Source organism: Halobacillus litoralis (assembly GCF_020524025.1).
Taxonomy (GTDB): domain Bacteria; phylum Bacillota; class Bacilli; order Bacillales; family Halobacillaceae; genus Halobacillus; species Halobacillus litoralis_D.
On the sequence record NZ_JAIVKN010000001.1, the window covers coordinates 579,206 to 603,640 of the forward strand.

Here is a 24,435-nt window from a genome sequence, read left to right on the forward strand (position 1 = left end):
GTAGAATTGACTTAAATATCTTTCACGGAGGACATCACTCTTAAAACGTCCTCCCTAAAACTAGGAGGAAATGAATGAAACGGAATGATTTTATCCCATTTTTTAAAGATCAATTAGAAACAGGCGAACAGGCTGGAAGGATTACACGCCTGACCCATGGGCTGTATACGATTGCAGGCGATGAAAGGGAAAGAAACGGAGAAGTGTCCGGGCGTTTTCACCATGTTGTGGAAGTAGACCGGGATTACCCAGCTGTCGGAGACTGGGTCGTTTTTGAACCTTATGATAACGGCGAGCGTGCTAAAATTCATCGTGTTCTCACAAGAAAGGCTGTATTGTCTCGAAAAAAAGCAGGCGGAAGCCACAGCGAACAGATCATAGCTGCCAATGTGGATGCGGTTTTTATCGTCACTGCTTTGACGCAGGAATTTAATCCAAGACGCATCGAACGGTATGTGCAGCAGGTTTATGAAAGCGGGGCAAGGCCTGTTGTCGTTTGTACAAAGAAGGATTTATGTGAGAACCCGGCTGAAAAGGTTACTGCCGTTGAAGCTGTTGCGCCAGGGGTTCCGATGTATGCCGTGGACAGTTTGTCTGGGCACGGGATAACGGAATTAAAAGAGGAATTGAAGCAAGGCGAAACCATTTCCCTTGTCGGTTCATCTGGTGTAGGAAAGTCCACACTGATCAATTATCTGCTTGGAAAAGACGTCCAGGAAACACAAAATGTGAGGCAAGACGATGACCGCGGCCGTCATACGACGACTCATAGAGAGCTATTTGAGCTTTCAACCGGGACATTTATCATCGATACTCCAGGAATGCGCGAACTCCAGCTATGGGGTGGTGATGAAGGGGATGTTGATCAGACATTCTCAGATATTGACCGTCTAAGTGAGACGTGCAAGTTCAGGGACTGTAAACACGAAACAGAACCTGGATGCGCCGTTCAACTTGCTATCCAAAAAGGGGAAATGGAAGCGGACCGGTTGAAGAGCTACAATAAGTTGAAGAGGGAATTGAAGCGGCTTGAATTAAAAGACCGTTATGGTACTCACCGCACGAATCGGATGCTTCATGGCCCGAATGCGATTAAATAGTAAAAAGAGATGCCAGGTTCGGCATCTCTTTTTTTATATACGAAGGGCTTTATTATAGGACAAGGGTATAGTAACAAAGCCGACATACCTCAACAGGTATGTCGGCTTTTGTCTATTACTTCTATTATTATTGAAACGCCATCTGATCGATGGTAACAAATTCATACCCATCGTTCCTTAGTTGAGCAATGATTTGAGGCAGGGCTTCTACGGTTCCTTCCAGTTTGGAAGATGAAAAGCTATGCTGCAGTACGATGGCACCTGGAGATTTTTCCCGGTCAATCATCTCAATCATTTCACTTGCTGTGGTACCACTCCAATCGAGGGTATCAATAGACCATAGGATATTACGAAAGCCGAGTTGCTCAAAGAGCTGAGCGTCGGCCCGTGTGAAATCGCCATAGGGAGGCCTGAATAAAGTAGGTTCTTCTCCTGTCACCTTTTTTATGATTTTGTTGGTAGAAAGGACCTGCTCCGCCACCTGCGATGAATATTCTTTAGTTAACTGAGAATGATCCCATGAATGATTGGCGAGCGTATGTCCTTCTTTAACGATACGTCTGGCTGTCTCTGGAAAGTAGGATACTTGTTGTCCTACCACAAAGAAGGTAGCCGGAACATTCTTTTCCTTAAGAATGTCTAGGATTTGTGGTGTAATGGTCTGATCAGGACCATCATCAAAGGTCAGGGCAATTTTCTTTTGTGCGGTGTTTCCCGAGTTATAAGCTTTCGGGATCTCCGCAGGGGCTTCATTCGTCTCAATAAACGTTCTCTGAATGGCAGGATCATAAGTTACGTTCATGTCGAGCTTTTGAGCTGTTGGTAATAATGGTATATAAATTGAGCCATTAATGGTTGTCGTTGTCGTCTTGATATAATCACGCTTCCATTTGTTCTGTTCTTTTACATAGTAGTCCATGTAGTTCTTTTCTAAAGGAAGTGCGGCGATATTATTTCTTTCTACTGCAATGGATTGATACGTTTCGTTAAAGTCGACCGTTGCTCCTGTATGTTTAAAAAATAGAGCGGGTACCATCAAATGGCCCTCCTGCATCACATAATTTGTTTTTACAAGCTTTCCATCAATAGAAAGATAAGCAGTTGATTCCATTTCCGCGTGGGCGGGACTGGATGCGAATAGGTTTACTAATGAGAATAGTAGAAGAAAAACTCCTACCCGTGTTACTTTCTTTATATAACCTTTATCGTTAATGTTCAATTTATTCCTCCGTCATTTTTTATCATATAAAGACTACACTAACAGTGATTGGACGGGAAAGAAATAGTGTTCCACTGGGATTACATGAACAAATTGGATAGAAAAGGCCTTTGTTGGTTGGTACCGCAGGTCCATACAGATAAAAAAGCAGCGTCTCCCGAAGGAGCGCTGCTTTTTTGTATAGTTTACTTGTTCATATATTTGTCGATTTCCCACTTACTAACTTGTAGGGAATACTCTGTCCACTCCTGCTCTTTATCTTCGATGTACACTTTAGAAGTGTGATCGCCAAGAGCGCTCATAAGAAGTTCATCTTTTTCAAGGGCAGAAAGAGCTTCTTTTAAGTTTGTAGGAAGAGTTGGTACACTTTCGTCCTCAACTTCGTATAGGTTACGGCTTTCAGCTTCACCCGCATCCATTTCTTTACGGATACCGTCAAGACCAGCTTGGATCAGTACCGCAAGTGTCAAGTAAGGGTTAGCTGTTGGGTCCGGGTTACGGACTTCAAAGCGTGTACCTTTTCCGCGGGTTGTAGGTACACGTACCATACAGCTGCGGTTAGAGTGAGACCATGCAACACTTACTGGAGCCTCATAACCAGGTACAAGACGCTTGTAAGAGTTTACGTTCGGGTTTGTAATTGCAGCAATTCCGCTTGCGTGATGTAGAATACCTGCAATAAACTGTTTCATCGTCTTAGAAACACCGTCTGTAGCATCTTCGTCATAGAATGCGCTGTCTCCATCTCTGAATAGGGAAAGGTGGCAGTGCATACCAGAACCGTTTTCACCAGCGATTGGCTTCGGCATGAACGTAGCATGGTATTCATGGTTTGTTGCAATGTCTTTTACGACGTTTTTAAATGTTTGAATATTGTCAGCTGTTTTCAGCATGTTATCGAAACGGAAATTGATTTCGTGCTGTCCCATTGCAACTTCGTGGTGGGAAGCTTCCATATCGAAACCGTATTTTTTAAGAGTGCGGACGATGTCACGACGGACTTTATCTCCTTTATCTTTTGGAGAAGCGTCGAAATAACCACCGCGGTCGTTCATTTGACGTACAGGATATCCGTCATTATCCAGTTTGAATAGGAAGAATTCAGGCTCTGGACCAACGTTAACGGTATAACCCATCTCTTCTGCTTCTTTCATCGCACGTTTAAGAATGTAGCGAGGGTCTCCTTCAAATGGCGTGCCATCAGGTTTGTAGATGTCACAAATGAAGCGCGCACTGCGGTCTTCGTCGACAAGGGAAGGAAGAAGTAGGAATGTATCTAAATCTGGTACAAGATACATGTCACTTTCTTGGATATCAGAGAAACCAGAGATGGAAGAGCTGTCAAACATAGCTTCATCATTTAGAACCATTTCCAATTCTTCAACTGGTAGTTCAACATTTTTTGTATCTCCTAGCATATCTGTGAATTCTAGAATTAGGAATTCAACGTTATTCTCTTGTACTTCCTGCTTAATCTGTTCTTTTGTGTAAGTCATACATTACCCTCTCTTTTTCTTTTAATTTTGAGTCTGTTATCCAAATAGTTGCTGGATATGTAGCTCTTTTTTGCTTATGTAAGGAATTCTAACATAAAGTGTAGAGAAATCTCAAACTCTTTTATTAAATTCCCTAAATTTTTTGTCGTAAACTCGATTTTATCCATAAATCTACGAAACTTTCATAAGCTAATAGAAAGGCGGGAGGTTAGAAGGAATGACGAATAAACAGATGGTATTTGTGCAGGCAGCCATGGTTTTTCTGTACCTTTTTCTCGTTTCAATTATTCATGTAAAGCTTTTAGAACAAGCGAGTGGAGCGTTGCGGCTCTACCCTTATATAGTTTTCGGGCAGTCCGCCTACATACCTGTCGGCTGCCTGCTTGGTCTTCAGCACATCGCTGCTGTATGGAAGGGTGAAAAAAGGGTGAGGTGGAGCATGAGGACCTGGTTTTTTGTTGTTTTTCCATTTCTCTACCTTTTACTTATTCCTTATATCATACCATTAAACTCTCTGCTTCCTGTAGTGATGATTACAAACCCTTCTATAAGCCCGGTCATTCAGGTGGTCTTTGGGTATATACTTGTTTCTACAATGAAAGAGAAATAGGTCACTTTTTCATTTAAATGTAGAGTTTATTTTTAAATACAGAAAAGCAGAACCGGCGGATCCTTTCCTTTAAGGGGAAGAATAATAGGAGAAGATGGACGTAGGCGATATTCTATTTTATAATCGAAACGGACAAACAATCCTACATACCCTTACTAAAGAAAGGAAGATTTTTTTGAGTAAAACATTAATTTTCGGTCATAAAAATCCCGATACAGATACGATCTGTTCTGCTCTTGTTTATGCAGATTTGAAAAAAGCACTGGGTGAGGACGCAGAACCTGTACGACTAGGGGAAGTGAACGGCGAAACTCAGTATGCTTTAGACCAGTTTAACGTCGATGCTCCACGTCTTGTGGAACGCGTATCTGATGAAGTTGAACAAGTGATCCTGGTTGACCATAATGAGCGTCAGCAGAGCGTTGAAGATATTGATCAGGTTCAGGTCCTGGAAGTTATTGATCATCACCGTATCGCTAACTTTGAAACGAAAGGCCCTCTATACTACCGCGCTGAGCCTGTTGGATGTACAGCAACAATTTTAAACAAATTGTATAAGGAAAAAGGCCAGGAAGTTTCCAAGCCGATGGCAGGTCTTATGCTGTCTGCGATTATCTCTGATTCCTTATTGTTCAAATCACCAACATGTACCGATGAAGATCGTAAAGCAGCGGAGGAGCTTGCAGCAATTGCTGGTGTAGATGCTGAGGAATATGGTCTGCAAATGCTGAAAGCAGGCGCTGATATCAGCGATAAATCTGCAGAACAACTGATCTCTCTAGATGCAAAAGAATTTGATATGGGAGATAAGAAAGTGGAAATCGCTCAAGTGAATACGGTGGATACCAATGATGTCCTTTCCCGTAAAGAAGAGCTTGAATCAGCTATGGAAAAGAATGTTGCCGATAAAGGACTTGACTTGTTCGTCCTGGTTGTCACGGATATTCTGGAAAGTGACTCTACGGTTGTAGCGGTTGGAGAAGAATCTGCAGCTGTTGGTGAAGCTTTTGATGTAACATTAGAAGGCAATCAGGCTGTACTAGAAGGCGTTGTTTCACGTAAGAAACAAATTGTTCCTCCTCTTAACACTTACTTTGCTTAATTGAATAGAGTCAAAAAGGCTGCCGGGATGTATGTTCCGGCAGCCTTTTTAATTTTTATGGCTCTGTTAAAGATTAATGTTGTTTTTTTACACGACCTTTAAGGAACTCCTTCCCTCCCAACCTCTCATCAAGATAACGGACCAAGGCCGCTATTCCAGACAAAAGGGGTTGTTATAAAGAGCTCTAAAAGCCAACACTCCATTTTAACAGAGCCGTTTTTTAAAACGTATGGTGGGTATATGGCAGGCAGTTGGAGGTTTTGATTTTATGAGAGCGTTGGTCTGCTGCCAAGAATAATGGAGGTTGTGTGCAATCAACATAAAGTGTAACAAAGGCCTCTCGAAGTATCTTTTTTCAATTTCAACACAATGTATAAAGGACAGGGAAGTTTCCTCAGGAAGTGAAGGAGTCATTGAAAGATGTGAGAGCCTGTGTGAGTTCACTCAACGTTTTTGGATCCTGTATGGTAAAGGACTCCTGGTTTACAATCTCCTCCACTTCAGCCTGCAGACGTTGGAGCTCTTCGATAATCTCATCAGCCTGGTCTGAATGTTCATTTTCAAAAGAATGTAAGGTAAGGATGGAGCGCATAGTAAAAAGTGCGTTATTATACTTCTGGAACCATTCCTCTGTAAGCAGGGATGAATGCTCGGCGGTGTTCATTAATCTTTGGTTGCTGTTTAATTTCTGTAAACTTCTGCTGAGTAAGGTCCGTTTGAAAAATTCTTCTTTACGCGTGTTACTTTCAGAATGAAAGGTTTCAAAAGAGATCGTAATATCCTCGATATTGTAAGCCAGATCGCTGACTGAAGAGGATGCGGCTTCAACGGCAATCTTTTCAATAGGATCTGTTCGTGAAGCGTCAAAGAATAAATAAGCGAAAAGGAGTGTGCTTAAAAGGAGTAAAGACGAGACGATTTTATAGAACTTCATGTCCTCCCGCTCCATTCTTCCCTAAGCACTCCCATCCGGATGGAATCGTAATATTCTCCTTCATAAATACGGCACTTTCTCAGTCGTCCTTCAACTTTCATGCCGAGTTTTTCACCGACCTTCATCATTCTTTGGTTTTTAGACCATGTAGTCAGACCGATTCTGGCCAGCGGAAGCGTTTGAAACAAATAGTCAATCCATAATTTAAGAGCCTCTGATCCGTAACCGCCATTCCAGTAGGAGTGATCATAAATTCCAATCCCTACTTCCAGCCATAATGAAGGTTTGTGTTCCCAGTAATAGGTGACGGTACCGATAATTTTTCCATCTACTTCTATAATTAGTCTTGAATCAGGTTCGGTCGGTCCGAGTCTGTCTCTTCTAGCGGACTCATGACTTCGATAACTATCCAGTGTATGAGGTTCGAGTGGATAATAAGGGGCGTCCCATTTCTTCCATTGATGATCTCCATTAAAAATTAAGTGATAAAGTGTAGGGATATCCTGCTCTTCGATACTGCGCAAAGTTACATGAGTACCGGTAAGCGTTAAGTTTTTATTAACTTTCTGCATGAATGTTCTCTCCCTGTGGCATCGTTTTCTTAATCGTATCACAACATCCGTTTTGTTTTGAGAGAGAAATTGTGTGGAATGAAAGTAGGATAGTGTACATAAAAGGATGGTGAAAAGATGATAAGGGTGATCGCATACTCAAAAGAACGGGGCTTACAGGAAGAGTTGTCATTAAAAGAGCTGGCCGAAGAGCACTGGGATTGGTATTGGGTTGACTTTGAAGCGCCCACAGAAGGGGAGGTGGGGCTTTTGGAGTCTCATTTCAATTTCCACCCCCTGGCTGTAGAGGACTGCCTCCATGGGCTGCAGCGACCGAAGCTTGATTATTATGATGATCATACGTTTCTGGTTATCCATTCGGTCAACGGGGATGACCTTGAAAGGAAAGAAATTGATATCTTTCTTGGTGAGTGCTCAATCGTTACCTTTCATAAAGAAAAAAATGCTCCGCTTGAACAGGCAATCAATATTGTAAAACGATCTAGAAACTTTACTGATGTGGATGAGTATTATATATTCCATCAAATTCTCGATAAAGTCGTTGATCACTATTTTCCGATCATTTATAAAATTGAAGATCACATCAATGACATTGAGGACAATACAAAAAACTTATCTATGGAGAAATTACTGGAGGAGTTGTTTGACCGGAGAAGTGAATTGTTAACATTAAGGCAGACGGTCCATCCAATGAGGGATTTACTCTACCGGATTTTAAACACTCACCATTTGGAAGGGGTATTTGACCGGCGGGAGTATTTTGCTGATATTCATGACCACCTGATTAAAGTCGCTGATATGATCCTTTCCAACCGGGAAATGACACAGGATATCCGTGACAGTTATATGTCATTAAACTCTCATGAGACAAACCGTACGATGCAGATCCTGACGGTTATCAGTGTAATTTTCATGCCGCTTACCTTTATTGTAGGGGTGTACGGAATGAATTTTCAGCATATGCCTGAATTAAGTACGCAGTATGGGTATCTGGTCGTCTGGATGGTGATGATTTCGGTGGCTGTCAGTATGTTCTTCTGGTTTAAAAATAAGGGCTGGTTTGATTAAAAGGACGGAGGAGAGGCAGGAATTTCTCCTCCGTCTTTTTTCCGTCTAAAGGATGAATGAGTTTCACTCCAACGGCCGTTATGAAAAAAGGGTCGGCGTTCTATAATGATAGTAACAAAGAAACAAAGGAGATGAGGCGAATGTTTAACCCTTTTGAAGTCTCTATTGATGTTGAAAAACGCCGCCCTCGCTAATATAAATGACGGATTTGTTTATGATAAAAGTGCTCAATAGAAATTGGGCCATAAAAAAACGCGCCGGGCTTACACAGCCGGACGCGTTTTTTTATGGTTTTATTCCTCTTCGTCTTCACGGTCGAACCATAGCAGTTCTTGTTCATCAACGAAGCCATTGTAGTTGATGAGGATTTCTTCATCAGCTTTGATATCGGTATAAGCATAGAATTCAAACATATGTTCATCAAAATTTATCACATAATTGGCGTTTGGCTGATAGGAGTGGTTAAACATCATCCCATAACCTAACAAAAATGCCGTATGATTCTCACCATATTCGAAAGCGTAATCCGCTAAGCGGGTCTTTTCAATATGCACATGTTCATCATTTGGATAAGGAATAACAGGGGCTTTATGAATCAGCTCATTTTTGGCGATGTCACGATTAGCAAATACCCCGCGATTCAGTTCTTCATTCTCAAGCGTAGACGTGCGGACTTCAATCATTTATTTCACCTGCGCTTTCTTTTCAATGCAATGCTTATTAAGTCTGACAGGTATAAGGAAAGAAAGCAACTTTTTGAAAATTCCAAGTTTCCCGTTTCGAATAAGAATAATGGTCTTAAAGATAATAAAGGTATACCTCTGAATAGGAAGGAGCTGCGACTTTGTTAAAAAAATTTAATACCGTATTCAAAATTTCAGCGGGCATCATGCTTGTACTTGTCATCATAGGCGTTGTCTGGCCTGATGGGCTTGAGCGTTCAACCACGATAGTCAAAGATTTTATTGCAAACAAGCTTGGCTGGTACTACTTAATTGTCGTCACCTTGTTTTTGCTGGTCTGCCTTACTTTCTTAGTGACACCTCTTGGAAGAATTAAGCTTGGCAAGAAAGGGGAAACACCTGAATTCTCACGACCAACATGGATTGCCATGCTGTTTAGTGCCGGGATGGGGATCGGGATTGTGTTCTGGGGGACGGCTGAACCGATTAGTCACTATGCCATCAGTTCTCCTACAGGTCAAACAGGAACAGAACAGGCCATTAAAGATGCGATGCGTTTCACCTATTTTCACTGGGGGATTCATGCCTGGGCAATATACGGCATTGTAGCCCTTGTGCTCGCTTACTTTAACTTTCGCCACGGACATGCTGGTTTGATCAGCGCCACCTTAAAACCTTTGTTTGGAGAAAAAGCAGCCGAAGGCGTATTTGGTAAAGTCATTGACATCCTGGCGGTCATCGCAACGGTTATCGGGGTTGCAACAACCCTTGGATTTGGAGCTGTTCAGATTAATGGTGGATTATCTTATTTATTCGATATTCCATCAGGAATCGTCGTTCAGTTCATCATAATAGCTGTTGTGACCGTTTTATTTATGATTTCTGCATGGTCGGGTTTAGGAAAAGGAATCAAAATATTAAGCAATGCCAATATGGCTCTAGCTGGACTGTTGTTTTTACTCGTATTTATTTTAGGACCAACGATGTTTATCCTGAACCTATTCACAAACTCTATTGGAACGTATGTGCAGTATTTACCGAACATGAGCTTTAGAATTGCTCCTTTAGATCAGGAAACAAGAGAGTGGATTAATGCCTGGACCATTTTCTATTGGGCCTGGTGGATTGCCTGGTCACCCTTTGTCGGTGTCTTCATCGCAAGGGTATCAAGAGGACGGAGTATCAGAGAATTTGTGTTCACCGTATTGATTGTTCCCTCTATCATTGGGTTTTTATGGTTTTCTACATTCGGAGGAACTGCGATCAACCTTGAACATAGTGCTGTGGATACCATTTCCTCATTGGCGACGGAAGAATCACTATTTGGCGTCTTTTCAAATATTCCACTTGGCTGGATTGCATCGATTGTCGCGATGTGTTTAATTGCAACATTTTTCATTACATCCGCAGATTCAGGGACTTTCGTATTAGGGATGATGACAACAGGCGGGTCGGAGACGCCTGGAACATCCATTAAACTGACGTGGGGAGGCTTATTGTCTGCAACGGCACTTGCTCTGCTTTACACGGGTGGGCTGCAGGCCTTGCAGAATACAATGATTATCGCAGCTCTGCCTTTCTCGATTATTATGCTGTTAATGGTGATCAGCTTCGTGAAAGCGATATATAAAGAGGGAAGAGAGCTTGGCGTAGGGCGTTTCAATCCTCCAAACAAGGACGATTCCTAAAATCTTAAAACCCCCGGCTGAACAGCTGCCGGGGGTTTCTTTTGTTTCTTGAAAGGTTTACAGCGTCCAGATCCTCGAGACATAAGCAATCTACCTATGGGAAGAAGAGCACTTCCCGTCGGTGTTCTGCTTATGCTTGTCGGATCTTCCCGGCCGCTTCCACACTTTATTTTTGGAATCCGGTTCCAAGGGGCAGACCCTCGCGACATAAGTCAAATCTCTGCGTGAAGAAAGTGCGCTTCACTACGAGCTTTGTCTTATGCGTGTCGGGACTAACCAGCCCCTTTCCACACTTTATTTTTGTAATCCGGTTCCAGCGTCCAGATCCTCGAGACATAAGCAATCCACCTATGGGAAGAAGAGCACTTCCCGCCGGTGTTCTGCTTATGCTTGTCGGATCTTCCAGGCCGCTTCCACACTTTATTTTTGGAAACCGGTTCCAAGGGGCAGTCCCTCGCGACATAAGTCAAATCTCTGCGTGAAGAAAGTGCGCTTCACTACGAGCTTTGTCTTATGCGTGTCGGGACTAACCAGCCCCTTTCCACACTTTATTTTTTCATTACATCATGATCTACGTATCGTTTGCCGTTGAGCTGGCTGATGATGTTGATGGCGACTTTGGCGCCGTCGCCGGATGTGATGATGGTGTGGACACTTACGCCTGCGACTGTTCCGGCAGCCCAGACTTTTGGAAGGGAAGTATGTCCTGTCTCATCGACCTTGATGATTTTAGCAACGCGTGGTTCTTTGCCGTCGATAATCTCTAACCCAAGATCTTGAGCCGCTTTTACGGACATCCCGGTTGCGAATACGACATGCTCTGCGTGGTATTTTCCTTCAGCGGTTTCAATTTCGTACAAAGCGCCATTTTCTTCACTGACTTTCGTGACTTCTTGTTTCACAATTTCTGCACCAAATTTTTGGGCCTGCTTTTGACCTTCTTCAAGGAGTTTCGGTCCTTCGATAGCGTCTACACCGTAATGGTTTTCCACCCATGCTTTTGCTGTTATACTTTTGCCGCTATCGAAGAGGATTGTTTTTTTGCCAGCTTTAGCTGTAAACAACCCTGCGCTTGCACCTGCAGGTCCTGCTCCGATTATAGCTACATCGTACATGAAGATTCCCTCCTTATAAGATTGGTTACACTATCTATTATATCTGAATATTCCAATGATTTAAATTTTGTCTTATGTATGCAGACCCGTTGCTTTATCGAACAATGTCTTGTATGATTCATTTCGGGTAACGAAATAAAAGGAGGAGAGATCATGAATGAAGAACAAGTGGTCCGCAATCCAAAGGGGTTATTGATCTCTCTTTGTGCGGTCATGATGATGTCTGTAATGAATGGAACGATGTTCAATATTGCGGTCCCTGATATTGCAAAAACCTATCAGTTGATGCCGTCTGAGGTGAGCTGGGTGATGACTGGTTATATCATGGTTTATGCTGTCGGGGCGTTAACATATGGAAAACTTGCTGATTTTTATCCTTACCGGACGCTTATTACGTTTGGTCTGACGGTATTTTGTGCAGGGTCTTTATTTGGTTTTTTTGCACAAAATTACGCGATGGTTCTGCTTGCCAGAGTGATTCAGGCACTCGGCGGGGCTATGATTCCTGCTCTCGTGTTTTTAGCGCCTATACGCTACTTTCCTAACGAAAGGGGAAGAGTGCTTGGAATTGTTTCTTCTGTCATGGCGTTTGCTTCTGGTATCGGGCCCATTGCCGGAGGGTTCATTGCTGGATTTTTAGACTGGCGGTATTTATTTTTAACATCGGCTTTAATTATTATCACGCTGCCGTTTTTACGAAAGAATCTCCCTCAAGAAGAAGTGAAAAAAGGATATATCGACTTTATTGGAGCGGGATTGATTGCCGGGTTCATTTCAACCTTACTTCTTGGAATTACGCTCGGAGTATCCTGGCTGTTCCTTTTATCTGTCACGTTTATTGGTCTGAACTTCTGGCGTATGAAGGCGATCGAAGAGCCATTCATCCCGCCGCACCTGTTTAAAGACCTTAAGTATCGATCCACGATTACAACAAGCTTTCTCGCTGTTGTCTGTTTATTCGGCATGATGTTTATGCTGCCTATTATGTTTCGTGATGCTTATGAAATGGGCACCATGGCGATTGGCCTTGTCTTGTTTCCAGGTGCTGTCAGTGCAGCATTGATGGGGCAGAAAGGCGGAAGACTCGTGGACTCTAAAGGAAACACATTTGTGCTGTATCTAGCTTTAACGCTTTTAGCTGTAGGGTTTTTACTCTTATCCACAATTGTCGGTGCGCATCCTTATGTAGTCAGTGCGACTATCATCGTGGCCTACATGAGTTTTCCACTCGTTCAAGCGTCTTCAGCTGATATTTTAGCTAATGTTCTCAACAAAAATGAAACGGGAGTCGGAATGGGTGTCTTTAATTTGCTGAACTTTGTGTCAGGCGCATTAAGTGGAGCATTGATTGGTAAAGCACTGGATCTCTTTGATCCATCTCAACCGTTTAATATTGTTGGATTTGAAGGAACCACAGCGGTTTATAGTAACGTCTTTTTAGTGTTTGCCGTCATAATAATCATTGGATTCCTGCAGTTCCGACTCAATTATCACAAGAACAATCATTCTGATTCACATGAAGAACCCGCTTCCTTGTAAAGGAAACGGGTTCTTTATTATATTTAAGTATGAGTTCAGTTGTACAAAAGTTATACTGAAATAGAAGTTTCGTTTTCAACCATCGATGGACTATACTTTCTTCGACAGCTGCTTTTTTGAATATGTTCGGTCAGCATGTCTTCAATTTCTTCATATACATCTTCCACACATTTTCCGTCAATGATTAAGGTGAATGGGTGATCCATGTTTAAAAAAAGGAAGAATGATAGCAATTTAGGAAGGTGTCCGGCATCTGCGATCAAATGATCCTGATGTAAATATAGATCGCACCCGTTTTTCTTAATAAGCTTGTGCAGTTTCATAATCTGGTTTGTCTTTAAGGGTCGATTCAAATGAATTTGGTAAGAAGACAGCTCGTTCACTGTCGTCACCTCCATATTATTTTGTTAATATATCGATACCCGTACAAAAGTTGTACTAAACATCCGTTTTCCTTAGTCTTCATACATCATTTTTCGAGTCATTCCACCATCAAGTACTAAATTTTCTCCATTGACAAAAGCGTTCTTCTTATCCGTTAAATACAGGCATGCGCGGGCAACATCTTCAGGTGATCCTACACGATTGGACAAATGCTGGTTGTGATCTTCTGCTGTCAGTTCTTCAGGAGATCCTGTGTGAATCCAGCCGGGGCTGATACTGTTGACCCGGATCGTATAAGGAGATAAAGAAGCTGCAAGAGCATGGGTAAGAGCGACTATGCCTCCTTTACTCGCTGCGTAAGCCTCGGAGTCCGGCTCACTCATTGAAGCGCGTGTCGATGCTATATTTACGATACGTCCGTTTATGTCGCTTCTCTTCCAGATTTTAGCAGATTCCTTCGAAAAAAGAAAGACACTTCTTAGGTTCGCATTTAATACTTCGTCCCATTCGTCTACGGATAATTCGAACATAGATCGAAATGCGCTGACCCCTGCATTATTGATTAAGATTGAAAAGCTCCTTTGCTCTTCTTTTAATTGACGAAAGAAAGTGGAGATGTCGTCTGGAACACGGACATCACAGCGGTAAAAATGACATGTACCTTTCTGCTGTTTAATTTCTTCTGCTGTTGCAAGACCGGCTTTTTCATTTTTGTCACACCCAATCACTGTATAGCCTTCTTTTGCATAAGCTATAGCTAATCCACGTCCAATTCCTTGACCGACCCCTGTAATGAGTACGGTTTCCTGATGATTTTTCAATGGTATCCCTCCTAGGCTTCGTTTCCCTATTATCAATCAAGGGTAAACCTTCTATTATCTTGTTTGCAGGTTCCGGTCATGGTATGATCATTTTTAAAATTGGAGGTGATCGGATGAAACGTGTGACACTTGTCGACGTTTTTAAACATCGCATTACTCAAAAATATTTGCAGCGCTCAGGCATTCATCACGCGGTCACCGTGGCGGGATATGCGTTTGAAATGGCAAAGGAGCATGGAGTAGACCCGGACCTTGCATCAAAATCTGCTTTACTTCATGATATGGGGCATTATGAATGGTATTGTGATGGGAAGTGGGATTATGAAGAATATCGGAAACACGATATCCATGCCATCAAAGGAGCAGAACGCGCTCATAAACTGCTCATTCGTCTGGGTGAAGACCGTCTTGTTGCTAAAGAAGTGGCGCTGGCTGTTTTGCTTCATACCGACAGTTACCTGCCATTTGGATTGGAAGATAAGCGTACGCCTCTTCAACATGTCGTAACAAGAGCGGATGAAAAAGATGAGCAGCCAGGAGGGCTGCATCATTACAAAAAGATGGATAAAACAGAGGCCGTCCAGATTCTTCATGAACTGGATAAGAAAATTGAAGCCTTTTTAAACCAGGAAGATGAGCTGTCTGGATAAGGTTTTGATTACTTGTCAAGTATTTATTTAAAAAAGGGTTTACTTTTGGAAAAAGCTCCGATATAATTCCCAATATAAGAAAAATTTCTCAGAAAGCGAGGTCTTATCAAATGAAAAACTGGATGGTACAACCAACAACAAACTTCATACATTCGACCTGCGCTCAGAGAAATTTCTGAGATCAACGACTATTTTCGCATAAAGTAATCATACCAGCCGCAGGAGATGCATAATGTATTCCTGTGGCTTTTTTAATGGAGAAAAATTTCGTTTTAAGCCGCAGCAGACCTGCGGCTTTTTTGTGTGGTATTAAAGGGTAAAAATACCCTTTTAATATAAAAATACACTATTGGAAGGAGGGGTTTCCATGACGATACAATTTTTTATTTTCACCATAAGTTTAACCAGAAACAAACGACAAAAATATCATTCCCTGCCTGGTTATCATCCAAGTGCAAAAGATCAGTGGCTTGACCGTAAATCATCTGCATTTAGCCGTTACCTATAAGAAATAAGGAGGAGACAATCATGATGAATACTTTAAGAATGGCTTTTATGAACTGGTTGAATGTGGAGAAGGATACCGCTTAGCCTCATATTGAAGAGGAGGAAACAAAATGAGAATAAATTTACTTATTTTCACGATTCGCGTAGAACGGATGGATCTGCTCAGCCTGGACCGGTCCATCCGGAGGAAACAGAGCATTGAACAGAAAATCAATGAAAGAAAGTCTAAATACTATTTCGTTTAATTCAATAAAAACCCCGCGTTGACGGGGTTTTTGTCTGCCTTCACATAAAATTCCATCCATACTCCTTTCTTGTTTAGAGACAATAACTAAAGAGGGGAGGGAATGGAAATGGCGAGTGGAAATAAGAAAATTACAAAGCGTAATGAGAAGAAGCATGCACGTAAAGAAATGAAAAGGAATAAGAAACAAGATGAGACGGCAGTCAACCATGTCGTAAATGTGTACGATCCGATATAAATGAACGAAAGCTTAAGAGTCCTGAAAAATGGCGGACGAGGGAATCCTCATCCGTCTTTTTTTATTTACGCAGAAGTTGGTTGGAACACGTTCAAACTTTATGTGATTTTTGGTTTAGTATCAGAAAAATGAGGGAAATAACAATCATCATGTTCGACAATCTTTGAAAAATGTGAATATTCCTATATGTTCAAAGAGAGAAGGAACAATTTTTTTGGAAGAAAGGATCGAAAATGATGGCTCATTTACATAGAAAACCAATACCGGTACAGGAATCTGTAGAAAAAGTAATGGAACATCAATATAAAGGTCAAAAAGAAACGGTGTCTATTCATGAGTGTGATGAACGCATATTAGCTGAGGATCTGCTTGCAACCAATCCTGTTCCTCCGTTTCATAAATCCCCCTATGACGGATTTGCTCTGAGGTCTGAGGATACACAGCATTTATCCAGAGAAAATCCAGGCACATTCGTCGTTAACGAAACCGTCGGCGCGGGCCACCGGGCAAGCCGCCCTTTAAAAGAAGGGGAAGCGGTACGAATTATGACAGGGGCAGAAATCCCTGAGGGCGCTGACTGTGTGGCAATGTTTGAAATATGCCGGACCAGTGAAGAAAATGGACAATCGTATATGACGTTAAAGAGAAAAATGGAACATAACCAGAACATTATTGAAATGGGATCAGAAACGAAGGAAGGAGAGGTCCTTGTTGAGAAGGGCTCTGTCATCAATCCCGGGGTAAAGGCTCTTCTTGCGACATTCGGCTATTCTATGGTGAGCGTCTATAGAAAACCCCGTGTCGGTGTTTTTGCGACAGGAACAGAACTTTTGGATGTTGATGAGCCGCTTACACCTGGTAAAATCCGTAACTCGAACGCACATATGATCCTTGCCCAGCTGGAACGATCGGGTGCAGAAGGAGCGTATCTCGGGAAGCTGGATGATGATTTTGACCTTTGTTTTGAGGCCATATCCCAGTCTTTAACGGACTATGATCTGATCATTACGACCGGAGGAGTCAGTGTGGGAGACTATGATCTGATGCCTGATATCTATGAGAAATTGGGAGCGAACGTACTTTTTAACAAAGTCGCTATGAGACCAGGGAGTGTGACCACAGTTGCTGAACAGAATGGTCAACTGCTGTATGGACTCAGCGGGAATCCTTCTGCCTGTTATGTAGGGTTTGAACTTTTCGTATATCCGATGATTCAGAGCATAATGGGGCGTCAACGTCCTTATCACCGCCGGATTACGGCTGCGTTAGGAGAAGATTTCAAAAAGCCTAACCCATTTACAAGGTTCGTGCGGGGTGCTCTGGATTTCAGCGACGGACAGGTGATGGTCACTCCTTCCGGGATGGATAAATCAGCAGTTGTGTCATCACTTGCTCATACGAATACTCTCATTGTTCTTAAGGGAGGTACGAGAGGGTATACAAAGGGAGATCAGGTGGAAGCGATTCTCCTTGAAGAAAAGAACGGACAATACATATTTCAGGAGGGGTGATCGTATCGAATCACATATTATCGACCGGTTGGGCCGGCCTATCAAAGATCTCAGAATATCTGTCATTGACAAATGCAACTTCCGGTGCACCTACTGCATGCCTGCAGAGATTTTCGGTCCGGATTATTCCTTTTTGCCAAAAGAGGAGCTGTTAAGTTTTGATGAAATCATCCGTCTTGTCCGCATTTTTGCACGGTTTGGTGTTGAAAAAATAAGACTTACGGGTGGAGAGCCTTTACTTAGGAAAGATCTTGATCAACTGATTCGTCGTATAAAAGAAATTGACGGCATTAAAGATATAGCAGTGACAACAAATGCGGTTATGTTAGTGAAACAGGCACAGAAGCTGAAAGAAGCCGGACTTGACCGGGTAAATATCAGTCTGGATGCCATAGAAGATGAGGTTTTCCAGAAAACGAATGGACGCGGGGTGAAAACTAAGCCCGTCCTTGAAGGAATTGAAGCAGCCAGACAGGCGGGATTGCCGATTAAAATTAATATGGTCGTAAAAAATGGGATGAATGAAAGCCAGATTCTCCCTATGGCCCGTTATTTTAAAGAAACTGGTGATACACTCCGGTTCATTGAATTTATGGAAGTCGGCAATCATAATGGATGGAATATGGATGCCGTCGTGTCTAAGAAAAAGATCATTGAACAAATTCATGAAGAAATGCCTCTTGTTGCTCTGGATGCAAATTATTATGGAGAAGTAGCTTCCCGGTACCGTTATGAGGATGGAGATGCCGAGATTGGGATTATCTCATCCGTAACCGAGGCGTTTTGTTCCAGCTGTACGCGTGCCCGCTTATCTGCAGATGGGCAGCTTTACACCTGTTTATTCGCTACTTCTGGTTATGATCTGCGTGATTTTCTAAGAAAAGATTACTCAGACGAAGAAATGACCGACTATTTGATTCATGTCTGGGAAGGCCGTGCGGATCAATATTCCGTGGACCGCGCACAAGGAAAACCAATGAAGGGAAACAAAATCGAAATGTCCTATATTGGAGGATAATTGAAAAAAAGGTCGATTAGACTTTCCTAAAACCCTTTTCTTCCTCTATAATAAATATAACGAACATTCGCGGAGGTCATTCGAAATGAAAACCTTTAAACTGATTTCTTTGGACATCGTAGAAGAGAAGAATGAAGACATCACACAACGAAGAATTAAACTTCAGGATGGCTTAATCATCAATAGAGAAGACGATCATGGCCGTTGGGTGATTGAAGTGTACGTGGATGAAAGTTATAATGATTTTTTTGATGCCATGCATCGGAACGAAGAAGAGATCATTATCCAGGCCAAAATTACCAAGCAGACCAATCGTCCTGCTACCTTTATGGTCAAACCCATTGACATCAACCGAATCGGGGATGGGATGAATGTCATTTTTATGGGAACGATTATTGACCGTCAGCAGGAGCAGGTAGAAAAAGTCTTAAAGCAGCTGATGGATGAAGGTTATCAAGGCGAAGAACTGTTGGAACAATTTAAGAAAAAGGGCCTTGAGTCGAAAGCATGAGGGCAGCCTAAGAAGGCGTCTGGGAAATCCCAGACGCCTTCTGCTTGTGTAAATGGAATGTTGTCCTTTCAATCCAGAAAAGGGGAAGTAATCTGTCGAATATCCTGCTATACTATGAATGGTGGTCTGCACCGTAAAGAAATAGCAGCATTAAAGGAGTTTTAGTATGTGGGTGAGAAAAAAAGGCCTGCGTTGGCTTAATGATTTATCGCCATTTCAATTAATAGGCGTCTATTATTTGGTCGCTGTAACCATTTCATCAATTTTAATTGCTCTGCCTGTTGCTCACCGTGACGGGGTGAAACTTGAATTTATAGATGTTTTATTCACCGCAGTCAGTGCTGTCAGCGTGACAGGGTTAACCACTGTCCCGACAGCAGAAACGTTTAGTACAACGGGAATTTTCATATTAGCTCTGGTTCTACAGCTTGGTGGAATCGGCGTGATGACATTGGGAACTTTGATCTGGCTGATGCTCGGGAAAAAAATCGGCTTAAAAGAAAGAAGACTGATCATGACCGATCAGAACCAAACATCGTTCCAGGGAATGGTGCGTCTTGTTAAACAGATCGTTCTCGTTGTTCTTCTTATTGAGCTGATTGGATTTTTAGTATTAGGCACTTATTTTCTGGAATATTTTGATCCTGGTGAAGCTTACTTACAAGGCTTCTTTGGCACAATAAGTGCGATGACCAACGGAGGATTTGATATTACTGGACAATCGCTGATTCCATTTAAAGATGATTATTTCGTTCAATTCATTAACATTATCTTAATCATCGCCGGTGCGATTGGCTTCCCTGTTCTTATTGAGATTAAGCAGTACCTGCTGCAGAATCAAGAAGAACAGTCGATCCGTTTTTCCTTGTTTGCGAAACTGACATCTTTTACATTTTTTGCTCTCGTCGTTGTGGGGACAATTATGATTGTAATATTAGAATTTAACCACTTTTTCACAGACAAATCGTGGCATGAGATCTTTTTCTATGCCTTATTCCAATCGGTAACCACCAGAAGTGGAGGGTTATCGACGATGGATATCAATCAATTTACCGAGCAGACTCAACTGTTTATGTCATCACTGATGTTTATAGGTGCCTCTCCTAGTAGTGTCGGGGGCGGCATACGGACAACCACTTTTGCGCTGGTGGTCATTTTCGTTCTTACGTTTGCCCGCGGAGGAAACCATATACGTATTTTCCGTCGTGAAGTCCATGCGGAAGATTTGAACAAAGCGGTTGTTGTTACGATTGTTGCTTTATTTGTCTGTTTCAGTGCTGTAATTGTTTTATCAATTACGGAACCATTTACGTTGAATGAAATCGTATTTGAAGTATGTTCGGCTTTTGGTACGGTGGGACTTTCTTTAGGAATCACTTCAGGACTAACGACCTTTGGTAAATGTGTATTGATGCTCTTAATGTTTCTTGGAAGAATTGGTTTATTGACGTTTTTATTCTCATTTAAGAAAAATGATAAAGCGCAAGGGAAGTACCATTATCCAAGAGAGAGAATTATTATCGGCTGATACGATGGTCTTTAGATGAAAAAATAAATAGAAAAATCCTATTGTCTGAGTAAAGGAGACCGTTTCTGAATGAAACGGTCTCCTTTGTTTATTTTTTTAACATGAGTAACAGGTGAAGGATTTGATTCAGAAAGTAAGGGCCAAATAAAAAACACAGCTGTCAGACAGCTGTGTTTTTAGTAAAAGATATAGATTATACTTGTTAAGGGGCGTTAACGCCCCTTCTCTCGATCTCCTGCTCTTATACTATTGGTCGGCTTCATTGATAAAGCCTTTTTCATTGTTCTTAGCAGTAAAATGCTGCTCCTACGATAATCAATAGGATGAACAATACGACGATCAGGGCAAAGTTATTCCCATAACGTGGACGATGACAACGTCTTCCCCCGTAAGGATAGCCTCCGTACATAAGCTCACCTCCTGTGGTTACATTCCTAGCCTATGCAGGAGGGGAGGAAGGGGTATAGTCATTCACCCAGATATCAATCCATGAATGTCGGCGGTGCCAGTTTGGTTATTTTACTCTTTTGATTCATTGTGTTGGCCTGCTCCTGGTGGTGGTCACACTGGTCAATTTCTTCACACCAGTGGTTCAGCTGTTCATTACTATATTGGTTATGAGGTGGTGACTGGGTCGTATGGGAAGGATAATAAGGACCAGAAATTCTTTGATTTGCGTACATAACCAAGCCTCCTTCGCAGGTATTCTGCCCATATATCCCTTTTTTATCCTTCGGGTATATTGTATAAAGGGTTTTTGACACCAGTGTCGAATACTACAATCAAAACTTGTTCTCTGTGGTTATAACAAACGTAATGAGGGTACATCATGATAGTAGCAATTATAGGAGCACATTAGAAAAGTACTAATAATGGTCCTTGTTGTACATATTTTGTATAATGGTTGAACAATAGATGTCTTATAAAAAAGGTGAATGCGATGAAAAAAATAGCCATTATTGGAGCAGGACCAGGTGGATTAGCTTCCGCCATGATTCTAGCCTCACAAGGATACGATGTCCATGTATATGAAAAACAGACATATGTCGGGGGAAGAAACGGACACTTTACACTCGGAGATTATACATTCGATATAGGTCCTACATTTTTAAGCATGCCGCAGATTATGGAAGAAATCTTTGAAATGTCCGGTCGTGATGTGCATGATTATATGGATCTAAAGGAACTGGCTCCTATGTATGAACTTCAATTTGACGGGAAAAGAGTACCGATGTTCCGTGCCCGTGAACAGATGCTGGACGTTATCCGTGAGCATTTCCCAGGGAATGAGCGGGGATATGAACGGTTTATGAAAGACACAGGAGAGAAGATGGAGGCCCTTATGCCCCTCTTACAGACCCGGCATCATAGACTGACGGATTATGTAAGTAAAAGGGCTTTAAAGGCTCTTCCAAAACTCTCTCTGGGCAAATCTGTTTATGATGTGCTTTCCGATTACTTTACGGATGAACGTTTGAAAATTGCCTTCACGTTCCAGGCAAAATACCTGGGAATGTCGCCTTGGGAATGTCCGGGAGCGTTCTCCATCTTATCCTATATGGAGCATGAATGGGGAGTTTTCCATCCAATAGGCGGGGTTAATCAGCTGTCGAAAGCCATGGCTCAAGTTACGGTCGAGCATGGAGGGACCCTTCACCTCGGTAAAGGGGTGAAACGAATTCATGTAGAGGATAAAGCCATTCAATCACTGGAGCTTGACTCCGGTGAAAAGGTCGAGGCGGATGAGTATATTGTAAATGCTGATTTTGCTGAGGCGATGACGAATTTGATTGATGATGGCGTCCTTAAGAAACACTCCAGAGAGAAATTAGAAAAGAAGAAGTTCTCTTGTTCCACGTTCATGATTTATGTAGGTCTCGATAAAGTCTACGATATGCCCCACCACACCATTCTTTTTGCAGAGGATTATAAGAAGAATGTAGAGGAGATGACCAAAGACCTTGTCCTCTCTGACGAACCTTCAATTTATATTCATAATGCCAGTGTCACAGACCCAACCCTTGCACCGGAAGGACACTCAGCTGTTTACATCCTTGCACCGGTCCCTAACAATTACTCAGAAATTGACTGGGAAGAAAAGCAGGAAACATTTAAAGCGTTAATTTATGACGAGATTGAGAAGAAGACGGGTTTTGCGGATATTCGTGACCATGTAGTTGTTGAAAAAGTCCTTACACCAAAACAGTGGCAGACAGACCATTTTGTTCATCAGGGGGCCACGTTTAGTATGGGCCATCAGCTTTCACAGATGATGTATTTCCGTCCGCATAATCGCTTCCAGGAGCTGGATCACTGCTGGCTCGTTGGCGGAGGCACACATCCGGGAAGCGGACTGCCGACAATTTTAGAATCCGCTCGTATAACGACCGGTTGGATCAGGGAGAAGGAGGTACAGCCAATATGAGTCATACAGCAATCGTTGGAGGCGGAATCGGAGGCTTAATGACAGCTTTACTTCTATCCAAGGACAAAAACCGCACAGTATCTATTTATGAAAAAAACGATTATCTGGGCGGCCGGCTTACTTATGAACGGCATGGAGAATTCAAGATCGATCAGGGGCCTACGATTGTCCTTTTACCGGAAATGCTCCTCAGCATTTTGGAAGAAGGAGGTATAGATAGAACCAGTATTCCTTTAATTCCATGTGATCCGCTTTATCATATCCATTTTTCAGACGGATTGTCGTTTCGAAAATATGCCGATCCAGAGAAACAAAAAGAAGAATTACAAAAGATTTTTCCAGGAAACGAAGTTCATTTCGATCGTTTTTTAAAGGATATGAAAGCTCGTTTCCTGCAAGGGAAAGCTCAATTCCTCGAGCAGTCGTTTGTTGAGAAGCGCACGTTCTTCTCAAGGAAGAATTTAAAGACGCTTATGAAGTTAAAAGCTTATCAAAATGTCAAGAAGATGATGCGCAGTTACTTCGATGATGAACGCCTGGTAGAAGCGTACACTCTTCAAACCTTATACATCGGGGGTCATCCTGAACAGTCTCCAGCTATGTATTCACTTGTTTCCTATAGTGAGCACGAACATGGAATCTGGTATTTAAAAGGAGGTTACGCCCATCTTGTCGAAATTATAACGAAAGAGCTTGAAAAGCGTGGCGTACAGATGTACACAGGGAAGGCTGTCGAAAGAATTGTGACCAGCGGTGATCAGGCTTCTTCCCTGATTGCAGATGGACAGATGCATTCGTTTGATGATGTAGTATTAAATGGTGATTTTCCAATCATGGATCAGCTGTTGAAGAATGAAAAACGATTAAACCGTAAATACACCCCTTCCTCTGGATGTCTGCTTTTATATATGGGGCTGGACAAAATTTATGAGAGTGATTCCATTCATCAATTCTTCATGTCGAGTGATTTTGATCATCATATGAAGCAGGTGTTTACCGACAAGCAGCTCCCGGATGACCCTTCTTTCTACACTTTTCATCCATCCATAGTAGATGATTCGCTTGCACCTGAGGGAAAAGGTGTTCTATATACCCTTATTCCTGTTCCAACAGGCGAGGGAGTAGATTGGAGCGGGAAAGATGCCCTCATTGAGAAAGTACTGAATGAAATGGAAGACAGAGGTTTTCCGAATTTAAGAAGTCATACCGAATGGATGCATGTGCGGACGCCGAAGGAAGCTGAAAAAGATGGTCTTTATTCCGGTGGGAGCTTCGGGATCGCCCCAACTCTTTTTCAATCGGGCGTGTTTCGTCCCCAACTGCAGCCATATTCCCTGACGAATGTGTATGCTGTTGGAGCATCTGTGCATCCGGGCGGCGGGGTTCCGATAGTGATGCAGGGGGCAAAATTGTTGGCAGATTATTTGCAATTTGGTGCAAAAGAAAGGCATAATTACAAGCGAGGTGTTTAG

Annotated in this window: 26 protein-coding genes; 16 read left to right on the forward strand and 10 right to left on the reverse strand. The window is 42.3% G+C overall.

Going from position 1 to position 24,435, the window contains the following annotated elements:
* The first annotated feature begins 74 nt into the window (after nucleotides 1-74).
* On the forward strand, nucleotides 75-1,100 hold the full coding sequence (gene rsgA / locus LC036_RS03120) for a ribosome small subunit-dependent GTPase A (protein WP_226578098.1): 1,026 nt from the start codon (nucleotides 75-77) through the stop codon (nucleotides 1,098-1,100).
* 127 nt (nucleotides 1,101-1,227) lie between these two features.
* Here rsgA and LC036_RS03125 read toward each other — a convergent pair whose 3' ends face one another.
* Both LC036_RS03125 and LC036_RS03130 read right to left on the reverse strand, forming a co-directional pair.
* Nucleotides 1,228-2,319, reverse strand: coding sequence for a polysaccharide deacetylase family protein (locus tag LC036_RS03125; protein ID WP_226578101.1), 1,092 nt, complete (start codon nucleotides 2,317-2,319; stop codon nucleotides 1,228-1,230).
* A 185-nt stretch (nucleotides 2,320-2,504) separates the two neighbouring features.
* The gene (locus LC036_RS03130; protein WP_226578104.1) at nucleotides 2,505-3,815 is read right to left on the reverse strand and encodes a glutamine synthetase family protein; all 1,311 of its coding nucleotides are present in this window, start codon (nucleotides 3,813-3,815) and stop codon (nucleotides 2,505-2,507) included.
* 217 nt (nucleotides 3,816-4,032) lie between these two features.
* On the opposite strand from LC036_RS03130, the gene LC036_RS03135 reads away from it, so the two are divergent.
* Together LC036_RS03135 and LC036_RS03140 are read left to right on the forward strand one after the other, a co-directional pair.
* On the forward strand, nucleotides 4,033-4,425 hold the full coding sequence (locus LC036_RS03135) for a hypothetical protein (RefSeq protein ID WP_226578106.1): 393 nt from the start codon (nucleotides 4,033-4,035) through the stop codon (nucleotides 4,423-4,425).
* Nucleotides 4,426-4,600: 175 nt separating this feature from the next.
* Nucleotides 4,601-5,527: a manganese-dependent inorganic pyrophosphatase gene (locus LC036_RS03140; protein ID WP_226578109.1), complete on the forward strand. Its 927-nt coding sequence runs from the start codon at nucleotides 4,601-4,603 to the stop codon at nucleotides 5,525-5,527.
* A 394-nt stretch (nucleotides 5,528-5,921) separates the two neighbouring features.
* Here LC036_RS03140 and LC036_RS03145 read toward each other — a convergent pair whose 3' ends face one another.
* On the reverse strand, nucleotides 5,922-6,461 hold the full coding sequence (locus LC036_RS03145; protein ID WP_226578111.1) for a hypothetical protein: 540 nt from the start codon (nucleotides 6,459-6,461) through the stop codon (nucleotides 5,922-5,924).
* Complete coding sequence (locus tag LC036_RS03150; RefSeq protein ID WP_226578114.1) at nucleotides 6,458-7,033, reverse strand: GNAT family N-acetyltransferase; 576 nt, start codon at nucleotides 7,031-7,033, stop codon at nucleotides 6,458-6,460. Before LC036_RS03150 ends, LC036_RS03145 begins: the two co-directional genes overlap by 4 nt.
* A 117-nt stretch (nucleotides 7,034-7,150) precedes the next feature.
* Between LC036_RS03150 and corA the strand changes: the two genes are divergently transcribed.
* Nucleotides 7,151-8,101: a magnesium/cobalt transporter CorA gene (corA, locus tag LC036_RS03155; protein ID WP_226578117.1), complete on the forward strand. Its 951-nt coding sequence runs from the start codon at nucleotides 7,151-7,153 to the stop codon at nucleotides 8,099-8,101.
* A 293-nt stretch (nucleotides 8,102-8,394) separates the two neighbouring features.
* Here corA and LC036_RS03160 read toward each other — a convergent pair whose 3' ends face one another.
* Entirely contained in the window at nucleotides 8,395-8,784 is a 390-nt protein-coding gene (locus tag LC036_RS03160; protein WP_226578120.1) for an SET domain-containing protein, read from the reverse strand.
* A 161-nt stretch (nucleotides 8,785-8,945) separates the two neighbouring features.
* Here LC036_RS03160 and LC036_RS03165 point away from each other — a divergent pair, with 161 nt between their 5' ends.
* Nucleotides 8,946-10,472, forward strand: a complete 1,527-nt coding sequence (locus tag LC036_RS03165; RefSeq protein WP_226578122.1) for a BCCT family transporter — start codon at nucleotides 8,946-8,948, stop codon at nucleotides 10,470-10,472.
* 548 nt (nucleotides 10,473-11,020) lie between these two features.
* Here the strand turns inward: LC036_RS03165 and LC036_RS03170 are convergent.
* Nucleotides 11,021-11,587, reverse strand: a complete 567-nt coding sequence (locus LC036_RS03170; protein WP_226578124.1) for an FAD-dependent oxidoreductase — start codon at nucleotides 11,585-11,587, stop codon at nucleotides 11,021-11,023.
* A gap of 153 nt (nucleotides 11,588-11,740) precedes the next feature.
* Between LC036_RS03170 and LC036_RS03175 the strand changes: the two genes are divergently transcribed.
* Nucleotides 11,741-13,126 carry an MFS transporter gene (locus LC036_RS03175; protein ID WP_226578127.1) on the forward strand — a complete coding sequence of 462 codons (1,386 nt, stop codon included), beginning with the start codon at nucleotides 11,741-11,743 and terminating at the stop codon, nucleotides 13,124-13,126.
* Nucleotides 13,127-13,176: 50 nt separating this feature from the next.
* On the opposite strand, the gene LC036_RS03180 is transcribed toward LC036_RS03175, so the two are convergent.
* Entirely contained in the window at nucleotides 13,177-13,509 is a 333-nt protein-coding gene (locus LC036_RS03180) for a hypothetical protein (protein WP_226578129.1), read from the reverse strand.
* 72 nt (nucleotides 13,510-13,581) lie between these two features.
* Nucleotides 13,582-14,331: an SDR family NAD(P)-dependent oxidoreductase gene (locus LC036_RS03185; protein ID WP_226578132.1), complete on the reverse strand. Its 750-nt coding sequence runs from the start codon at nucleotides 14,329-14,331 to the stop codon at nucleotides 13,582-13,584.
* Nucleotides 14,332-14,444: 113 nt separating this feature from the next.
* Between LC036_RS03185 and LC036_RS03190 the strand changes: the two genes are divergently transcribed.
* The 8 genes from LC036_RS03190 to LC036_RS03215 all read left to right on the forward strand — a co-directional run bounded on the left by LC036_RS03190 (nucleotide 14,445) and on the right by LC036_RS03215 (nucleotide 20,538).
* Nucleotides 14,445-14,981: an HD domain-containing protein gene (locus LC036_RS03190; protein WP_226578135.1), complete on the forward strand. Its 537-nt coding sequence runs from the start codon at nucleotides 14,445-14,447 to the stop codon at nucleotides 14,979-14,981.
* Nucleotides 14,982-15,348: 367 nt separating this feature from the next.
* On the forward strand, nucleotides 15,349-15,489 hold the full coding sequence (locus LC036_RS03195) for a hypothetical protein (protein WP_226578137.1): 141 nt from the start codon (nucleotides 15,349-15,351) through the stop codon (nucleotides 15,487-15,489).
* Between the two features lie 109 nt (nucleotides 15,490-15,598).
* Nucleotides 15,599-15,733: a hypothetical protein gene (locus LC036_RS18460; protein ID WP_264188067.1), complete on the forward strand. Its 135-nt coding sequence runs from the start codon at nucleotides 15,599-15,601 to the stop codon at nucleotides 15,731-15,733.
* 108 nt (nucleotides 15,734-15,841) lie between these two features.
* Entirely contained in the window at nucleotides 15,842-15,970 is a 129-nt protein-coding gene (locus LC036_RS18465) for a hypothetical protein (protein ID WP_264188068.1), read from the forward strand.
* 236 nt (nucleotides 15,971-16,206) lie between these two features.
* Nucleotides 16,207-17,481, forward strand: coding sequence for a gephyrin-like molybdotransferase Glp (gene glp, locus LC036_RS03200; RefSeq protein ID WP_413229819.1), 1,275 nt, complete (start codon nucleotides 16,207-16,209; stop codon nucleotides 17,479-17,481).
* Nucleotides 17,482-17,485: 4 nt separating this feature from the next.
* Complete coding sequence (moaA, locus tag LC036_RS03205; RefSeq protein ID WP_226579975.1) at nucleotides 17,486-18,499, forward strand: GTP 3',8-cyclase MoaA; 1,014 nt, start codon at nucleotides 17,486-17,488, stop codon at nucleotides 18,497-18,499.
* 85 nt (nucleotides 18,500-18,584) lie between these two features.
* Entirely contained in the window at nucleotides 18,585-19,010 is a 426-nt protein-coding gene (locus tag LC036_RS03210; protein ID WP_226578142.1) for a YwpF-like family protein, read from the forward strand.
* 166 nt (nucleotides 19,011-19,176) lie between these two features.
* Entirely contained in the window at nucleotides 19,177-20,538 is a 1,362-nt protein-coding gene (locus tag LC036_RS03215) for a TrkH family potassium uptake protein (protein WP_226578144.1), read from the forward strand.
* 286 nt (nucleotides 20,539-20,824) lie between these two features.
* Here LC036_RS03215 and LC036_RS03220 read toward each other — a convergent pair whose 3' ends face one another.
* Both LC036_RS03220 and LC036_RS03225 read right to left on the reverse strand, forming a co-directional pair.
* On the reverse strand, nucleotides 20,825-20,947 hold the full coding sequence (locus LC036_RS03220; protein ID WP_226578147.1) for a YjcZ family sporulation protein: 123 nt from the start codon (nucleotides 20,945-20,947) through the stop codon (nucleotides 20,825-20,827).
* 73 nt (nucleotides 20,948-21,020) lie between these two features.
* Nucleotides 21,021-21,221, reverse strand: a complete 201-nt coding sequence (locus tag LC036_RS03225; protein ID WP_226578150.1) for a hypothetical protein — start codon at nucleotides 21,219-21,221, stop codon at nucleotides 21,021-21,023.
* 257 nt (nucleotides 21,222-21,478) lie between these two features.
* Between LC036_RS03225 and LC036_RS03230 the strand changes: the two genes are divergently transcribed.
* Nucleotides 21,479-22,963 carry a phytoene desaturase family protein gene (locus tag LC036_RS03230; protein WP_226578152.1) on the forward strand — a complete coding sequence of 495 codons (1,485 nt, stop codon included), beginning with the start codon at nucleotides 21,479-21,481 and terminating at the stop codon, nucleotides 22,961-22,963.
* Nucleotides 22,960-24,435, forward strand: a complete 1,476-nt coding sequence (locus tag LC036_RS03235; protein WP_226578155.1) for a phytoene desaturase family protein — start codon at nucleotides 22,960-22,962, stop codon at nucleotides 24,433-24,435. Before LC036_RS03230 ends, LC036_RS03235 begins: the two co-directional genes overlap by 4 nt.

Coding starts and splice junctions, on each gene's coding strand:
- rsgA (WP_226578098.1), top strand. CDS start 75: ATGAAACGGAATGATTTTATCCCATTTTTTAAAGATCAATTAGAAACA.
- LC036_RS03130 (WP_226578104.1), bottom strand. CDS start 3,815: ATGACTTACACAAAAGAACAGATTAAGCAGGAAGTACAAGAGAATAAC.
- LC036_RS03135 (WP_226578106.1), top strand. CDS start 4,033: ATGACGAATAAACAGATGGTATTTGTGCAGGCAGCCATGGTTTTTCTG.
- LC036_RS03145 (WP_226578111.1), bottom strand. CDS start 6,461: ATGAAGTTCTATAAAATCGTCTCGTCTTTACTCCTTTTAAGCACACTC.
- LC036_RS03150 (WP_226578114.1), bottom strand. CDS start 7,033: ATGCAGAAAGTTAATAAAAACTTAACGCTTACCGGTACTCATGTAACT.
- corA (WP_226578117.1), top strand. CDS start 7,151: ATGATAAGGGTGATCGCATACTCAAAAGAACGGGGCTTACAGGAAGAG.
- LC036_RS03160 (WP_226578120.1), bottom strand. CDS start 8,784: ATGATTGAAGTCCGCACGTCTACGCTTGAGAATGAAGAACTGAATCGC.
- LC036_RS03170 (WP_226578124.1), bottom strand. CDS start 11,587: ATGTACGATGTAGCTATAATCGGAGCAGGACCTGCAGGTGCAAGCGCA.
- LC036_RS03175 (WP_226578127.1), top strand. CDS start 11,741: ATGAATGAAGAACAAGTGGTCCGCAATCCAAAGGGGTTATTGATCTCT.
- LC036_RS03190 (WP_226578135.1), top strand. CDS start 14,445: ATGAAACGTGTGACACTTGTCGACGTTTTTAAACATCGCATTACTCAA.
- LC036_RS03195 (WP_226578137.1), top strand. CDS start 15,349: ATGACGATACAATTTTTTATTTTCACCATAAGTTTAACCAGAAACAAA.
- LC036_RS18460 (WP_264188067.1), top strand. CDS start 15,599: ATGAGAATAAATTTACTTATTTTCACGATTCGCGTAGAACGGATGGAT.
- LC036_RS18465 (WP_264188068.1), top strand. CDS start 15,842: ATGGCGAGTGGAAATAAGAAAATTACAAAGCGTAATGAGAAGAAGCAT.
- glp (WP_413229819.1), top strand. CDS start 16,207: ATGGCTCATTTACATAGAAAACCAATACCGGTACAGGAATCTGTAGAA.
- LC036_RS03210 (WP_226578142.1), top strand. CDS start 18,585: ATGAAAACCTTTAAACTGATTTCTTTGGACATCGTAGAAGAGAAGAAT.
- LC036_RS03215 (WP_226578144.1), top strand. CDS start 19,177: ATGTGGGTGAGAAAAAAAGGCCTGCGTTGGCTTAATGATTTATCGCCA.
- LC036_RS03220 (WP_226578147.1), bottom strand. CDS start 20,947: ATGTACGGAGGCTATCCTTACGGGGGAAGACGTTGTCATCGTCCACGT.
- LC036_RS03225 (WP_226578150.1), bottom strand. CDS start 21,221: ATGTACGCAAATCAAAGAATTTCTGGTCCTTATTATCCTTCCCATACG.
- LC036_RS03230 (WP_226578152.1), top strand. CDS start 21,479: ATGAAAAAAATAGCCATTATTGGAGCAGGACCAGGTGGATTAGCTTCC.
- LC036_RS03235 (WP_226578155.1), top strand. CDS start 22,960: ATGAGTCATACAGCAATCGTTGGAGGCGGAATCGGAGGCTTAATGACA.